The 14,824-nt window shown below is 67.6% G+C and carries 19 protein-coding genes; 1 reads left to right on the forward strand and 18 read right to left on the reverse strand.

The genetic code is table 11. The annotated features are described in order from the left end of the window. Nucleotides 1–20: 20 nt before the first annotated feature. Genes WD184_00120 through rpoZ form a run of 3 tightly spaced genes read right to left on the reverse strand, consistent with a single transcriptional unit; the run spans nucleotide 21 to nucleotide 3,297 of the window. On the reverse strand, nucleotides 21–1,784 hold the full coding sequence (locus WD184_00120; GenBank protein MEX0825156.1) for a hypothetical protein: 1,764 nt from the start codon (nucleotides 1,782–1,784) through the stop codon (nucleotides 21–23). Between the two features lie 39 nt (nucleotides 1,785–1,823). Continuing rightward, entirely contained in the window at nucleotides 1,824–3,029 is a 1,206-nt protein-coding gene (gene coaBC, locus WD184_00125; GenBank protein ID MEX0825157.1) for a bifunctional phosphopantothenoylcysteine decarboxylase/phosphopantothenate--cysteine ligase CoaBC, read from the reverse strand. 7 nt (nucleotides 3,030–3,036) lie between these two features. Next, nucleotides 3,037–3,297 (reverse strand): DNA-directed RNA polymerase subunit omega, encoded by a 261-nt coding sequence (gene rpoZ / locus WD184_00130; protein MEX0825158.1) that lies wholly within the window; start codon nucleotides 3,295–3,297, stop codon nucleotides 3,037–3,039. A 91-nt stretch (nucleotides 3,298–3,388) separates the two neighbouring features. On the opposite strand from rpoZ, the gene WD184_00135 reads away from it, so the two are divergent. Beyond that, a complete protein-coding gene (locus WD184_00135; GenBank protein ID MEX0825159.1) occupies nucleotides 3,389–4,237 on the forward strand; it encodes a cytidylate kinase family protein in 849 nt (282 codons plus the stop codon). Between the two features lie 4 nt (nucleotides 4,238–4,241). On the opposite strand, the gene mihF is transcribed toward WD184_00135, so the two are convergent. The 15 genes from mihF to WD184_00210 all read right to left on the reverse strand — a co-directional run bounded on the left by mihF (nucleotide 4,242) and on the right by WD184_00210 (nucleotide 14,704). Beyond that, the gene (gene mihF, locus WD184_00140; GenBank protein ID MEX0825160.1) at nucleotides 4,242–4,556 is read right to left on the reverse strand and encodes an integration host factor, actinobacterial type; all 315 of its coding nucleotides are present in this window, start codon (nucleotides 4,554–4,556) and stop codon (nucleotides 4,242–4,244) included. Nucleotides 4,557–4,588: 32 nt separating this feature from the next. Next, nucleotides 4,589–5,194, reverse strand: a complete 606-nt coding sequence (locus WD184_00145; protein ID MEX0825161.1) for a hypothetical protein — start codon at nucleotides 5,192–5,194, stop codon at nucleotides 4,589–4,591. Then, on the reverse strand, nucleotides 5,191–5,562 hold the full coding sequence (nusB, locus tag WD184_00150; GenBank protein MEX0825162.1) for a transcription antitermination factor NusB: 372 nt from the start codon (nucleotides 5,560–5,562) through the stop codon (nucleotides 5,191–5,193). Before nusB ends, WD184_00145 begins: the two co-directional genes overlap by 4 nt. Next, nucleotides 5,559–6,119, reverse strand: coding sequence for an elongation factor P (efp, locus tag WD184_00155; protein ID MEX0825163.1), 561 nt, complete (start codon nucleotides 6,117–6,119; stop codon nucleotides 5,559–5,561). The genes nusB and efp overlap by 4 nt, the downstream gene beginning before the upstream one ends. A 22-nt stretch (nucleotides 6,120–6,141) precedes the next feature. Continuing rightward, on the reverse strand, nucleotides 6,142–7,209 hold the full coding sequence (locus WD184_00160) for an aminopeptidase P family protein (GenBank protein ID MEX0825164.1): 1,068 nt from the start codon (nucleotides 7,207–7,209) through the stop codon (nucleotides 6,142–6,144). Further along, a complete protein-coding gene (locus WD184_00165; protein MEX0825165.1) occupies nucleotides 7,206–8,249 on the reverse strand; it encodes a 3-dehydroquinate synthase family protein in 1,044 nt (347 codons plus the stop codon). The genes WD184_00160 and WD184_00165 overlap by 4 nt, the downstream gene beginning before the upstream one ends. Continuing rightward, on the reverse strand, nucleotides 8,231–8,731 hold the full coding sequence (locus WD184_00170; GenBank protein ID MEX0825166.1) for a shikimate kinase: 501 nt from the start codon (nucleotides 8,729–8,731) through the stop codon (nucleotides 8,231–8,233). Before WD184_00170 ends, WD184_00165 begins: the two co-directional genes overlap by 19 nt. Beyond that, nucleotides 8,731–9,882: a chorismate synthase gene (gene aroC / locus WD184_00175; GenBank protein ID MEX0825167.1), complete on the reverse strand. Its 1,152-nt coding sequence runs from the start codon at nucleotides 9,880–9,882 to the stop codon at nucleotides 8,731–8,733. The genes WD184_00170 and aroC overlap by 1 nt, the downstream gene beginning before the upstream one ends. Nucleotides 9,883–10,040: 158 nt before the next feature. Further along, entirely contained in the window at nucleotides 10,041–10,628 is a 588-nt protein-coding gene (locus WD184_00180) for a hypothetical protein (protein MEX0825168.1), read from the reverse strand. Beyond that, on the reverse strand, nucleotides 10,625–11,242 hold the full coding sequence (gene pilO, locus WD184_00185; protein ID MEX0825169.1) for a type 4a pilus biogenesis protein PilO: 618 nt from the start codon (nucleotides 11,240–11,242) through the stop codon (nucleotides 10,625–10,627). Before pilO ends, WD184_00180 begins: the two co-directional genes overlap by 4 nt. 34 nt (nucleotides 11,243–11,276) lie before the next feature. Then, nucleotides 11,277–11,891, reverse strand: coding sequence for a PilN domain-containing protein (locus tag WD184_00190; protein ID MEX0825170.1), 615 nt, complete (start codon nucleotides 11,889–11,891; stop codon nucleotides 11,277–11,279). A 15-nt stretch (nucleotides 11,892–11,906) separates the two neighbouring features. Further along, nucleotides 11,907–13,010, reverse strand: a complete 1,104-nt coding sequence (pilM, locus tag WD184_00195) for a type IV pilus assembly protein PilM (GenBank protein MEX0825171.1) — start codon at nucleotides 13,008–13,010, stop codon at nucleotides 11,907–11,909. 174 nt (nucleotides 13,011–13,184) lie between these two features. Continuing rightward, nucleotides 13,185–13,946 (reverse strand): prepilin peptidase, encoded by a 762-nt coding sequence (locus WD184_00200; GenBank protein ID MEX0825172.1) that lies wholly within the window; start codon nucleotides 13,944–13,946, stop codon nucleotides 13,185–13,187. Next, nucleotides 13,943–14,065: a hypothetical protein gene (locus WD184_00205; protein ID MEX0825173.1), complete on the reverse strand. Its 123-nt coding sequence runs from the start codon at nucleotides 14,063–14,065 to the stop codon at nucleotides 13,943–13,945. The genes WD184_00200 and WD184_00205 overlap by 4 nt, the downstream gene beginning before the upstream one ends. Before the next feature lie 177 nt (nucleotides 14,066–14,242). After that, nucleotides 14,243–14,704, reverse strand: a complete 462-nt coding sequence (locus tag WD184_00210) for a prepilin-type N-terminal cleavage/methylation domain-containing protein (GenBank protein ID MEX0825174.1) — start codon at nucleotides 14,702–14,704, stop codon at nucleotides 14,243–14,245. Nucleotides 14,705–14,824 lie beyond the last annotated feature (120 nt).

Below are 14,824 nucleotides of genomic sequence, written 5' to 3' on the forward strand. Positions count from 1 at the left end.
GAGATTAGTTGCTCCGCTACTCAGAGTTCGATCGGGTCCGAGTCGATCCTGACCCGGGCGCCACCCTCCCGCCACCTCCCCACCACCCCGCGGAGGACGGTCCGGGCAGCCGTGAGGTCGCGCCCCTGGAGAAGCCACCTCAGCCCGTCACCCGACGCCGCCGGACCGAGGACCTCGGCGCGCCCCCCGATCTCGTCGACGAGATCGGCCGCGGCGCCGATCGGGAGCCCCGACGCCTCGAGTGCCACGATCTCGCCTCCCGGCGGAAATCCCATCGAGGATCTGCGGGCGGCGTCCGCCCTGACGAACTCAATCGGATTCCCCCGGCGCAACGTCTCGACGACGGGATGGTCGGGATCAACGGTCTGCACGATGGCCCGACGCCCTCGGCCAGATCCGGCCGCCGCCACGGCCCGAGCGAGCAGGCGCAGCGCATCCTCGGACGCCCGATAGTGCGGGGCGAGGATCGGTCCGTCGGCGTCGATCACGATCGTCAGTTCGACAGCCAGTCCGGGCAAGTCGCGCTCGGTGCCCACCACGACCGGCCGCCCCGAGCCCACCTCACCCACCTGTTCCCGGCCGACCAACCTCCCGGCGTCGGCGAGCACCCGGGGTGCCCCCGAGCCGAGGGCCTCGAACCGGCGGCCGCCGCACGCCTCGCAGGCGCCTACTGGGGCCCCACAACGCGAGCACGCTTCACCGGCGCCAGGGCCGGCGCCACACCGCCCACACTGGCGTAGGGCCCGACAGCGCACGCACCGCTGCGCCGCCACCCGGCGGTCGGTGAACAGCAGGACCCTGCGGCTGTCCGCCACCGCTGCCCGAAGAGCCGCCACGGTGGCCGGTGAAAGCAGACCGGTGCCGACCGGATCGTCCCGCCGGTCGACGACCTCTACGTGGCCCCACGAGCGCCGTCCCGTGGAGATCACCGAGGCCGAACGACTGACCGCCTCCGCCGACGGCACCAGATCGCACAACAGCACCGAAAACCGTTCCACCGTGCTCCGGCGCATCACGGCATCGCGCGCGTGCACCGTGGGGGTCGCCTTGTCCTTCATTCCCCGCCTGCCCTCACCAGCGAGCACCACCAGCCCCGGCGACGCCCATGGCCACAACGCCACTTCGCGCGTTCCTACCAACACCGTGCCTGGTCGCGACGCGGCGCTCTCCCAGGCTGCGGTGGTCTGAGCGGCCGGAACGCGAGAGGATGCCAGTAGCACCCGGTCTCCCATCGAACTCCCCAACCTCTCGGCCATCACCGATGCCTCGTCGAAGGTCGCCGCGATCACCACGACGGTTCGCCCTGCACCGGCCGCCGACGCCACGATCCCTTCGATCGCCTCGCCCCACGGACCCGGGCCGACCAGGGTGGTGGGACCGGAGCGCCCGCCGTGGACGATGCGGTCGGCCAGGACCGCCAAGAAGGGGGCTACGGGCCGCGGCGCCACCGGCGGAAGATCGGGTCGTTCGCGGAGCCGCGGAAGGTTGGGTGGGGTGGCCTTGGCAAGCACCGCGGCGAGTGGCGCCACATAGCGCGAGGCAGCCCAGCGAAGAACATCGAGTAGACGCCGGTCGAATACCGGTAGGTCCCCCGATACACCGAGGACCTCTCTCAGCCGGGGACGATCGGGTTCCCCGGTCGATACGACCCAACCGCGCACCCGGCGCCCACCGAGGGGCACCCGGACGATCGAGCCGACGGTGACACCGTCTTGCGCCCGATAGGCGAACCCGTCGTCCACAGAGAACGACGGGACGTCGGGCACCACGCGCACGACCTTCATCAGGCGAAGTTCATTCGGACGTATCCGTCGGCCTGCCGATCACGAAGATCGCGCGGAGGATTCCTCACCGCTTCGCATCTCGATGATCCGGTCCCACAGCCGGGCGGCCACGGCCTGCTTCGGCATCGTCGGCCACTCCTCTGCCGACCCATCGGAGGTGAAAACAGTGACGGCATTCGTGTCCACTTCGAACCCGGCATCGGGGGCAGTGACGTCATTGGCCACGAGGAGGTCGACGCCCTTCGATTTGGCCTTTCCCGCGGCGTCGGCCGCCGGGCCGACCTCGGCGGCGAAGCCGACCAGGAACGGCCGGCGCTCGAGCGCAGCCACGCCGGCGAGTATGTCGGGTGTGGGCTCGAGGTCGAGTCGAGGCAGGCCATCGGCACGGCGTAGTTTGCCCGACGACGCCTGCGCGGGCCGAAAGTCGGCAACCGCCGCCGACAGCACCGCCACGTCCACGGCGGGAGCGTGCTTCCACACCGCTTCCGCCATGTCCGCCGCGGTCGCGGCGTTCACGACGACGATGCGCGGGTGCTGCGGACCCTCGGCAGAGGTGACGAGCGTCACCTCTGCTCCGCGTTCGGCGGCCTCGACCGCGACTGCGTGACCCATCTTCCCCGATGACCGATTGCCGATGAAACGAACCTGGTCGATCGGCTCTCGGGTTCCGCCGGCGCTCACCAGCACCTTCCACCCAGTGAGTGAACCGTGTCCGAGTGCAGCCTGGAGTGCCTCGATGATCTGCTCAGGCTCCACCATGCGGCCGGGGCCCTCATCGCCGCCCGCCAGTGCCCCCGTGATAGGGCCCACCACGACCACGCCATCGGCGGCGAGAGTGGTGATATTGCGCTGCGTCGCTTGCTGCTCCCACATCTCGGTGTGCATGGCCGGTGCGACGATTACAGGGCCGGCAAAGGCGAGCACGGTGCCGGAGAGCAGGTCGTCGCTCAGACCGTTGGCGATCCGGGCGATGGTGGCGGCCGTGGCAGGCGCCACGACGATGGCGTCGGCCCACCGAGCGAGGATGGTGTGGGGGCTGACGTCGTCGTCGCCGAAGAAGTCGAGATGGGGGTGCGACCCGGTGATCGCTGCCAGGGTCTGCGGGCCGAGGAACTCGAGCGCCGACCGTGTCATGATCGTCTCGACGTGAGCGCCATTCTCGACCAGGCGCCGGGCCAGATAGGCAGCCTTGAAGGCGGCGACTCCCCCAGATACGGCCAGGACGATGCGGCGCCCAGCCAGCATGGCTTACCTACTCGCCGGAGTCGACGACGACCTTGCCGGCGGCGATCTCCTCGAATGCGATCGAGAGGGGCTTCCGTGACAGGGAGTGGACCTGGGGAGGAACATACCCTCCGATGCCGTCGCCGAGCTGATTGAAATAGGCGTTGATCTGCCGGGCGCGGCGAGCGGCAAGCACCACGAGGGTAAAGCGCTCCTTGGTACTCTCGAGCACGGCTTCGATCGGCGGGTCGACCATCATCAGGGAATCCATTATAGGGGCGAGGGGCATCGTTCCCGTCGTACGATCAATGCCTTCGCGGCGGCGTCGGTTGCGTACCTCCGGCGGGAAACGAACAGCGAGGCTTCTACGCTCCACCGCGATGAACCACGCACCGCCCCGGACACCGGGAAAGATCGCCATTGCCGGCAACATCGGCAGCGGAAAGTCGTCAGTGGCGAGGCGGGTAGTGGAGATCACCGGGTGGCCGCTGGTGTCGACCGGATCGCTGTTCCGGGAACTGGCTGCCCGGCGGGGGCTGACGGTGCTCGAGTTGAACCAACTCGCCGAATCTGATCCCACGATCGACGCCGAGGTGGACGGGAACCTCATCCGCCTCGCCGCGACCGACCAGGCGGCCGTGATCGACTCCCGCCTGGCATGGCACTTCGTACCCCAGTCGTTCAAGGTCTACCTCGTCGTCGACCCGAAGGCTGCCGTAGGCCGGGTCTACGGAGCGGGCCGCGCCGATGAGCGATATTCATCGGTAGAAGAGGCCACCGCCGAGGTGCTCGCCCGTCAAGCGGTCGAAGCCGAGCGGTATCACGACACCTACGGCGTCACAGTCGACGACTGGCGCAACTACGACCTCATCGTCGATACGAGTCGGGTTGGCGTCGATACGGTGGCCGAGGTGGTCATCGCACATCTCGATGAGCACCCGCCCGCAGAATCTCCGAAACCAACCTGCCATTTCGACCCGGCACGCCTCATGGCGTCACCCGACACGGTCGGCGCCCCGACCATCGACCCGATCGTCCGGGTGGCAGTACACGACGATCAGATAGCCGTCGTCAGCGGACACGAGTTGGTGGCGACAGCGCTGGACCGAGATGATCGACTGATCCGTTGCGAGCTGATTGCCTTCGAAGACGAGGAGGTCGATCCCGGGGTATCGGCCATCCAGTTCGTCTCGGCGATCACCGCGGGGCGAGACATGGATGAACAGTGAGCCCTCAGGGCCCCAGTTCCTCCAGCAACGCTTTCCGCTGCTGAGTCCCCAGACCTCGTACCCGACGGTTGTCGGCTATCCCCAACCGATCCATCAGCCGAAACGACTTGACCTTCCCCAGGCCGGGGAGCGCGGTCAGAATCGCCTTCACCTTCATGCCGGCGATCATCTCGTCGTCGGTCCGACCCAGCACATCCGCGAGGGTGGCCTCGCCCGTCCGCAGCTCCTCGCGTACTGCAGCCCGCACCCGCCGTGCTTCCGCCGCCTTGGCAAGCGCGGCCGCCCGCTGCTCGGGAGAGAGGTATGGAGGGGTCGACACATGTCGAGCATAAGAAGCGCAGCACCCGCTGGTCAACGAGCCGCCAACCCGTCCCGAATGGTTGGAAGCAGATCGGACCCGGCGATCAGGTGGGTGGCGCCGCGATCGACGGCGCGGGTGGCTTCCTCGGCGGTGGCAACACGTACCAACCTATCTGCCGCGGGCGCCACCTGGGCGACGACGCCGAGGTCGGGCGAGTCACACAAGACTCCGACCGCACCTGCCCCGACGGCGAGCTCCGCGAGGCGAGATACCGTCCGGCCGCGCGACTGACCGAGCCGCAGCGCCGCCACTTCCGCGTCTCCTTGCCCGGGGCGTAGGGTCACCGCCACCACTCGCACGCCTGCCGCGGCTACTGCGGCCACCAGATCGGGGCCATCCTTGGCTTGAACCGTCACCCACGTGGCGCCGTAGTCGGCCAGGCGAGTTGCTGCCGCTACGGCGGAAGCGGTGTCACCGTGAAGGCCGGCGAGAACCATCACCGGCCCCAGCCCGGCCAACGCCGATACGATCGCCGGCCCCGGGCCCAAGATCAGTTCGGCGCCGACCACGAACCCGTCGACCTCGCCGAGTGCCGCCGCGGAGCGGACCGCATCTTCGGCGCTTCGCCCTGAAACGACCGCCAGCAGCCCGGTCATCCGTCGACCCGCTCAGTCGCGAGGCGGGAGAGCACGCCGTTGACGAATCCCCCACTGCGCTCGGTGGAATACAGCTTCGCGAGCCGCACTGCCTCCGAGATGACGACAGCCACCGGGATGTCGGGACGGTTGAGCAGTTCCCATAGGGCGATCCGCAGGATGTTGCGGTCGATCACCGGCATCCTCTCGACCCGCCACCCGGACGAGACCGCGCCGATCGCCCCGTCGAGGGCAGCACGGTCGGCCCACACACCGGTCACGAGCCCACCAGCCCGTCCGCTCAATTCCTCGGTGTCGGGAGACTCGCGTCGCTGGTCTGCCTGGTAGAGCGTGCGGAGCGCCGCCTCGCGGGCCTCCGCGGGCTTCATGTGACCCGGGTCATGTACGAGCCAGAGCGGGTGTCGACTTTGATCCGGTCGCCGGTCTCCACGAACAGCGGAACCTGGACCACCAGCCCGGTGTCCGTCGTCGCCGGCTTGGTGCCCGCCGACGACCGATCGCCCTTCACCCCTGGTTCCGTGTAGGCCACTTCCATCTCGACCGACGCCGGCAGGTCGATCCCGATCGCCTTGCCCTCGTACATCGAGAGGCTGACGTTGTCCCCCTCCCTGAGATACGCCTCCGCCGAGCCGACCTCATCGCCCTTCAGGGCGAGCTGGGAGAAGGTCTCGCCGTCCATGAAGTGAAACCCGAAGTCGTCGCGATACAGGAACTGGTGGGGACGCCGGGTGATGATCGCTTGCTGGACCGGCTCGTCGGCGCGAAAGGTCCGGTCGACTACGGCGCCGGAGTCTATGTTCTTCAACTTCATGCGTACGAAAGCCTTGCCCTTCCCGGGCTTGACGTGCTGGTAGTCGACGATCTGGAAGATGCCGTCATCCAGGTCCAGCGTCATGCCGGGCCGTACGTCGTTCGTCGAGACCATCGCCGCCTCCAGTCAGCCGGCGTCAAGCGCCCAGCGTGAACTCTTTGTGTGATCCGGTGAGGACCGAGCCGCCCGACTCGGTCACCACGATCATGTCCTCGATGCGCACCCCACCTGCACCCGGAATGTATACGCCTGGCTCGACGGTGATCACATCGCCGACCTCGAGCAGGTCGTCGTTTCCCCGGCGAACCCAGGGCGGTTCGTGGATCTCGAGACCGACGCCGTGACCGGTGCTATGGAGGAATTGCTCCTCGTAGCCGTAGCCTCGGAGTACCTCTCGCGCTGCTTCGTCGACGGCCCCGCAGGCAACGCCGGGCGCCACCCTGGCCAGTCCCGCCTCCTGCGACTCCAGCACCGCCCGGTACACCCGCGTCATCTCCTCGTCCGCCTCCCCCTCGAGCCACACCGTCCGGCTCATGTCGGAGTGGTAGCCGTCCACGACGCACCCGTAGTCGAGAAGGAGCAGCCCCGACCCGACTCGCTTCTCCCCTGCCCGGTAGTGAGGAATGGACGCTCCTGCGCCTGCTGCGACGATGGGCTCCCACTCGGCGGCATCACCACCGTGCTCGCGCATGACGTCGATGAGCCGCCAGCCCAACTGCTTCTCGCTCACCGCGCCTCCAGCGATGGTCCGAAGCGCGGTGAACGCGGCGTCACCCGCCGCGGCGGCCGCACCCAGGGCGGCGATCTCGACGGAATCCTTGGTGCGCCGAAGGGCCTCGACCGAGCCTCCGCCGGCGACGGTGTCGACTGCGGTCTCCCGGGCGAAGTCGCTGGAGAATGCCCAGGTGACCCCGTCGGCCTCGAGCGCCACCGAGTCGAGGCCACCGACGACCTTGCGGAACACATCCCACATGCCCGAGGTGTACACGATCAACTCGGTGTCGGACAGATCGGCAACGAGTGCCTTGGCCAGCTCTCCATACCTGCCATCGGTGATGAACACGGCGGCGCCGGAGGGTCTCACCAGGAGAAAGCCGTTCGAGCCGGTGAAGCCTGTCAGGTATTGGAGGTTGGGAGCCCGCGACACCAGGATCGGCGCAGTGATGCTTGCCCGGAGCGCGTTCAGACGTTCGCCGTGCTTCATGACTCTCCTCCCGAAATGCCAACGGCTGCGAGGGCGGCGTCAACGGTAGCGGAGCCGACCGGCCGCACCAGCGGGCGACCGACTGCCTCGAGGACCACCATCCGGAGACCTCGGGAGTCGTGCTTCTTGTCGAGCCGCAGACGGCTCAACAACTCGACCCGGTCCACGATGGGCGCCTCGGTGGGCAGGCCCAACCCGGCGATGGCGGCACGCTGCCGCTCCTCTCCGTCGAAGCCGGCCTCGATGACCGACGCCCGCCCCGCGGCCACCATCCCGACGGCGACTGCTTCCCCGTGCGGCATGCCGGTGATTGCTTCGAGAGCGTGTCCCACCGTGTGCCCGTAGTTCAAATGGGCTCGCGCGCCCCGCTCCTCGAAGTCCTCGCCGACGATGCGGGCCTTTACCGCCACCGCCCGGGTGACGACCTCCGCCAGGTCGGCCCCCTGGCCGTCGCGCTCGATGAGTTCGAACAGCCCGGGATCGCCCACGAGCCCTGCCTTGAGTGCCTCGGCCATGCCCTCCCTGATCAGCTCCCCCGGCAGGGCGTCCAGCACCGAAAGGTCGATCACCACCCTCGCCGGGTGGCGAAACGCCCCGATCAGGTTCTTGCCCCCGACATTCACCCCCGATTTTCCTCCGATCGAGGCGTCGATCGCCGCCAGCAGAGTGGTCGGCACGAAGTGCACCCTCACCCCCCGCAAGAAAACCGCCCCGACGAACCCGGCGAGATCGGTGACCGCTCCCCCGCCCACCCCGACCACCATGTCGTCTCGTGTCGCCCCCGCCTCGGCAAGGCCGCGACAGACCGCCTCGACGGTCGCAAGCGACTTGGCGACATCCCGGTCCGCGACCGGATACACCTCGGTACGGATACCGGCTGCGGCCAGTCCGGCGGCAACGCGCTCGGCCACGGGCGCGGCTCCTGGCTGAGTCACGAGGCCACAGAACGCCGGAGTGGCGTCCCCTAAGACGGCATCAGGCCCGAGGAGATCGCGCCCGATCACCACCCGGGTGACTCCGCCTACGACGACTTCGCCCATGCCTCGATCACCCTCTCCGCCACTTCCTGCGGTGGCACCGTGGCCACGACCACCGCATGCGCCGCGGCCTCATACCTCCCAAGCCGCTCTTCGAGAATCCGGAGGAGAGTCCCCGCGGGGCCGGCACTCAGCAGCGGCCGCTCCGCTGCGGGGCCGGTCCGCAAGCGCAGCACCTCGGGTGGTGCGTCGAGCCAAACGAGAAACCCGCCAGAGCGCATCGACGCGGTCAGCTCCTCGTCCAGCACCACTCCCCCGCCACAGGCGACCACGATCGGCTCGCCGAGCAGCGAACGCACCACCTCGGCTTCCGCCCGGCGGAAGACTCCCTCTCCCTCTGCGAACAGCTCGACGACGCTCCGACCCGACCGGGATTCCACCAGGCGATCGGTGTCCACCCAGTCGCGCCCGAGCCGCGCCGCCACCAGTGGCGCAACGGTCGTCTTTCCCGCACCCATCATGCCGATGAGCCAGATGGTCGCCATCAGAAGGCGGCTTGGCGGCTTCTGTACGAGTCCACCGACCGGCGGAAGTCAGCGATTGTGTCGCCGCCGAACATCCGGGACATCTCAGCGGCGAGCACCAGCGCCACCATCTGCTCGCCCACCACCGCCGCGGCCGGCACCGCGCACACGTCCGAGCGTTCCCGAAACGCCTCACCCGGCTCCTTGGTGGTGACGTCGACGGTCGGCAGAGGCCGCATCAGCGTCGACAGCGGTTTCATGGCAATCCGCGCCGTAATCGGCTGGCCGGTCGACATCCCACCTTCGATCCCACCCGCCCGCTCGGTCGGGCGCTTGAAGACACCATCCTCGAAGCCGATCTCGTCGTGAGCCGCCGAGCCGGGACGGGCTGCCGAAATCAGTCCGTCCCCGACGCCGACGGCCTTGATCCCTGGAATCGACATCAGCGCCCCGGCAAGAAGACCGTCGAGGCGGCGATCCCAATGGACATGGCTGCCCACGCCCGCCGGCACTCCATAGGCGATCACCTCGGCGACGCCCCCGAGCGTGTCGCGTTGGTCGCGTGCCAGGTCGATGGCGGCAACCATCCGCTCTTCAGCGACCGGATCGAGCGTCCGCACCGGCGAGCGATCGACGAGGTCGAGCTCGCCCGGGCCGGGCCGGGTGTCTCCGCTTGTTTCGACCTGTCCGATGGCGATCACATGGCTGACGATTTCCGCCCCCGCTTCGGCGAGGAGCCGTTTGGCCAGATGACCGGCGACCGTGCGGGCGGCGGTCTCCCGCGCAGAAGATCGCTCGAGGATGTCGCGGGCGTCGTGGGTGTCGTACTTGAGCATCCCCGCGAGGTCGGCGTGCCCCGGCCGAGGGGTGGTCAGTGGCCGGGTGGCGGCACCCGGCGTGGGGGACATCTCTGCGGCCCAACGCGGCCATTCGGTATTGCGGACGAGCACGGCCACCGGGCTCCCCAGGGTCTTGCCGAACCGGATTCCGCCGAGAACCTCGATCTCGTCCTGCTCGATCCGCATCCGCGGACCCCGTCCGTGGCCCATCCGGCGTCTCGCCAGCTCCGCGGCTATGCCCTCAGCCGACACCTCGAGGCCGGCAGGCAGCCCTTCGACGATGGCCACCAGGCCGGGGCCATGTGACTCACCAGCAGTAAGAAAGCGGAGCATGAGATGAGGCTAGGCCTTCCGTCTACTGCCTTCCGCCTTCCGCCTTCCGCAAGAGCGTCCTCCTCCGTCGTCTTCGACGGGGGAGGTGGCGCCGCCATCGGGCGGCCTTCGGCCGCCGGGGGCGGGGGCGGAGGGGGGAGCTGACCCGGCGGGCGGCCCTACTTCACTATCGATTGGCCTACCGCGAGGGTGAACGCACTGTCGCCGTAGGTGAAGACCCCGCCGTTGTCACTGAGGCTCACCACCTTGAAGTCGCCGGCAAAGGTGTCGCCGACCCCAACCGTGTAAGTCTGACCGTCGACCTCCACGACGGCGACCCGACCCCCGGCCTCCTGCCTCACCTCCAGCAATGTCACCCGCTTCCCCTGGGGTTGATCGCCCGTAGTGGTGCTGGTGGTGGTACCGCCGGTCGACGAAGAGGTCGTCGCACCCGGGGTCGTGGTCGTGGTCGCACCCCCGCTGGTAGATGTGGTGGTGTCGCCACCGGGAACGGTCGTGGTCGAGTCCGGCACGATGAGGGGCTCGAATGGGTCACGCGGCTGCGCGACCTGATAATCCGTCGACGGATCGAGCGCTCCTCCCGGGGCGGCGGCAACGGTGCCCGGATTGACCGATGCACTCGGCAGGGCTGGCTCACCTCCCGTGAACACCCCGGCTGAAGCCAGCAGCCAGACCGAAGCAGCAGCCGTTCCCACCAGGAGGAGCGAGACCAGCACCGACACCAGGGTCCGCTTGACGCCGATCACGGGTCCACCTCCCCGCCGGCCTCGGCATCGCCCGCCAGGGTGGTCGTGGTGGTGCTCGCACCGCCATCGCCGGGAATCACGATGTCCTCGAGAGGTGGCAGCAGATCGGCAAGGGTGAAGAGTCTCATCTGGACGCCCACCGCCAACACGGTGACCCCGGACTCATTGACCGATGACGATGCCGATATTCCATCGACTCGCACCAGCCGATCCATCTCGTTCAACCCGAACAGGAATCCCAGGATCTCGAAAAACTCACCCTCTATCTGGGCGGAAATGGCGATCTCACGCAGATCCGAATCCGAGTCGTCGCCCGCGACCGCCGGCAGCGACGGGGAGAGAGTCTGGAGCTCCACCCCGGTATCGTTTGTCAAGGCAAAGATCGCCTCGATGAACTCGTCGAGCAGCGGACGCTCAGGGATGAGTGATTCGAGCTGACCGAGGGCAGCGAGATACTCGACCTCGCGGTCCCTGATCTCCTCGAGCTGCCGGACCTGTACCCGCAGGCGTTGTTCCGTGTCCTGGGCGACCACCAACTCGTCCCCCAGTTCGGCGATGCGGCTGTTACGCGGGCTGACGAGGAACATCCACCACGCCGCTGTGATGAAAAGCATTCCGAGAATGAGGAGAAGCCCAATGCGCCGCATATCAGGGAATCTCCGGGATCAAGGTCTCGGCACGGTTCGTGGCCGCGGCCGAGGTCAGCACGGCCGTCGAGGTAAAGGTCACCACGTCTACATCCCCGATGACCCCCTCGGCGATCGTACTGACCCAGGTGCCGGTGACGCCATTGAACTGATCTGAGTCGAGGGCACGAAGCCATGCCGACACGTCCGGGAAGTCGAACCCGACCCCGGAGAACGCCACCTGCCCGAGCACCCCAGGGGTGGTCTCCACAACGATCGTGCCGCTGAACGTCTCGACCCACACCCGCGGCGGGAGCAGACGCGCCAGATCGTTGAGGAGGATTCCCCAGTCGATGTCGGTGGCGAGCGCGGTGCGCACCAGATCCGAGCGATCCTGGTACTCGGTCTGCAGTTCACCGGCCGAACTCAGCGCCACCACTTCGCGCTCGAGGCTCTGGTTGATCTCCAACTGGGCGTCGACGTCGTCGCGGGCCGCCGACACCCGGGAATCCCAGTAGAGGACACCGACCCCCAGGAGCGCGATGTATGCGACGACACCGAAGATCAGGAAACCGACGCGCCGGCGTCGATTCCGCTCCTCGGCGACCTCAGGCGGAAGGAGGTTGATCGGTCTCACGATCGGTGCCTGCTGTCAAGCGACATGCGCGAACCTGTTCGTCGGAGGCACCACATAGGACCCCCAGAGCGCGAGACCGACCGCGGCCGGAAGCACGGGTTGGAAGTTGAGGAGCTCGCTCTCGGTCATCTGCACCCGGCCGACGCTGACGTGGTCCAGCACTCGCACGGGCTCGACCCGCGTGTTGAGCGAGCGGCCGACACGGTTGGCGAGGTGGGGCAGGCGAGCCCCGTTGCCGGCAACGACCAGTCGATCGAGGCCGTGCTCGGCTGCCTGGGTCAAGTAGTAATTGACCGAGCCGCGAATCTCCTCGATCAAGGCATCGGCCGTTCGGGTGAGGATGCGGCGGGCGATCATCTCTTCGTCGTCGCCCTCGGGGAAACCATGCGGAGCGACGCCGACCCGCCGCTTAAGGGCCTCCGCGTCCTCCCGCGAAATCGACATTCCGGCCATCAGCGTCTCGGTGAAGTGCTCACCACCGGTGGGGAGAATCCGCACGAAGCGGGTGATGCCGCCGCGTACGATGGCGATCTGCGAGATCGACCCGCCGATGTCGAGCATCGCCTGGGGGCCCTCGCCGCCAAGCATCAGGTCGGCCCCGAAGGCTGCCCGGACGAGCCCGAAGGCCTGTAGATCGATCGACAACACGCTCAAACCAGCGCTGTTGGCGATGCGAACGAGCCCCTCCACCATATCGCGCTGAGCGGCCACCACCAGGATCGACAGCATCAGGTCACCCTCGGGGGTGGTGAACTCCTCGAGAGGGACGAAGTCGAGGACGGCTTCTTCCACCGGGATAGGGATGACGTCTTGGACCTGGAACGGGAGGGCGTCGACGAGTTCCCCCTCCTCGAGATGGGGGACGTCCACCTGGCGGACGATCACTCGCTGATTGGCGATTCCGACCACCACCCGCTTGCGCGGCAACCTGTAGCGCTTCCACAGCGCGGCCACGACCTCTGCGATCGCTCCCTCATCCACGATGTCGCCCGATTCGATCACGCCAGGCGGCAACGGCATCTCGACGAAGCGCCGGAGAACCGGTGCTCCCTTGCCGCTGTCGACGACGGCCGCCCGGACCGCCTCCGATCCGATGTCAAGACCTATCGAGACAGCCATGGGTCTCTCCGCGAGCCACCAATGGGCGCCATAGCAAGGCTCCTTACCCTGGTCACAGACCTGTAGTTACGCCTGTGTCAGCAAAGCGTACTCAGGGGCCGCGCGGGGACCAAGGATTCAACCCGATCACCGCCAGCGCGCGGGACGCGCGCTCAGCGCGGCCGAGACCGGCCTCTATCCGAGGTACCACGCCGCGACCGAGTCACCGACCGCGATCGCCAGCCACGAGCCGAGCACGAGCCAGGGACCGAACGGAATGGCGTCCTTCCTGCTCGCCTTGGTCAGAGTCAGAAGCAGGATCGAGGCAAGGCCCCCGAGGACGAACGCGCCGAATACTGCCACCGCGAGCGTCTCCCACGATCTGAATGCGGCGAACAGCCCGAGGACGAAAGCGAGCTTGACGTCGCCCATGCCGAAACCACCGCGAGCCAGCAGCGCCACCAGCAGGAGCACCGCGAAGTAGGCGACTCCTCCCGAGAGGCCACGCCACAGTGACGACAAATCACCATCTGCGGTGGCTCCAGCGGCAAGCAGTACCGCGCCGACGACCGTGCCAGGGTAAAGGATTCGGTTGGGCAGTCGCTTGTGATCGATGTCCACCAGCGAGAGGACAAATGTCAACGCGGCGAACCACAGGTATGCCAGTAGCACCCACGACTCGCCAATCACGGCGGCGGTGGCGGCGAGCAACGCCGCGGTCGCCAACTCGACCACCGGGTACCTCACCGAGATGGGGGCGGAGCAGTCCCGGCACCTGCCACGCAACAGGATCCACGACAACACCGGAATGTTGTCCCTTGCCCGGATCTCGCTCCCGCACCGGGGGCAGCGCGACGCCGGTTTCACCACCGAAGCCCCAACGGGCACGCGATGGGCGATCACGTTGAGGAAGCTACCGACGAGCATGCCGGCGAGCCCGGCGAGAGCGATGATCACCAGTCGGTGCCCGTACAGGTATCGACGGTCATTTCGGCTTCGAGGATCGAGCTGCAGGCGTGGCGCCCGGACTCCGGTCCGACCCCGACGACGAGTACACCGAAGCACATTCCGCTCACGGCTCGAGAGTACATCAGGTCTGTTGGCCGTCGTCCGGGACGAACCCGCGGTCAGCATCGATTGTGGATCGCATCCTTGGCCCCCTCAGGGCATAGAGGAGGGGGCGGATCGAAATCCGCCCCCTCCTCCGAGCGTGCCCGGAGGCCCGCTCTTGGTCGCCGTCGACCGTGGGTTGTTTAGAAGCCGTCCTGGACATAGCCCGCGGGGGCCGCGTCCGGGCAGGCAGCGCTGAGGTCGGTCGCTCCGTAGAACGTCCCGGCCGTGGAGCTCTCCCAGATGGAGAAGGTCGTCCCCGACGCGGAAGTCCTCACGACGCAGACGGTGTCAGCACTTAGAGCGTTGAGCTGAAGCGCCACACCCAGTGCGGGGTCGGCGTTCAGGTTTGCATTCGGCTCAAATGCCGTGATGTCGGCGGCGGTCTCGGTGTAGTCACCGGAGTCCAGCCAGAACGCCTTCTCCGAGAGGAGGACGTTGCGGATCTCGCTCTGGGCAGAGCGGTCCTGCGCCGACTTACGGAATCCAAGGAACGAGGGAATGGCAATGGCGATGAGGACTGCAATGATCATCACCACAACCATCAACTCGATGAGCGTGAACCCCTCGTCGCGGTTCATGCCACGTCGGATGGTCTTCATCATGTTGTCGAGAACCTCCTATATCGGGTCTCTTCAGGCCTCTCTGGCCTGAAGAGAGTTATCGGCCTACGCCGCCTCAGTCCTTGATCGGTTTTCGCGAGAACGAGCAAGCAAGGGCGAAGG

It is taken from the genome of Acidimicrobiia bacterium, assembly GCA_040878325.1.
Classification (GTDB): domain Bacteria; phylum Actinomycetota; class Acidimicrobiia; order Spongiisociales; family UBA11373; genus JAUYIV01.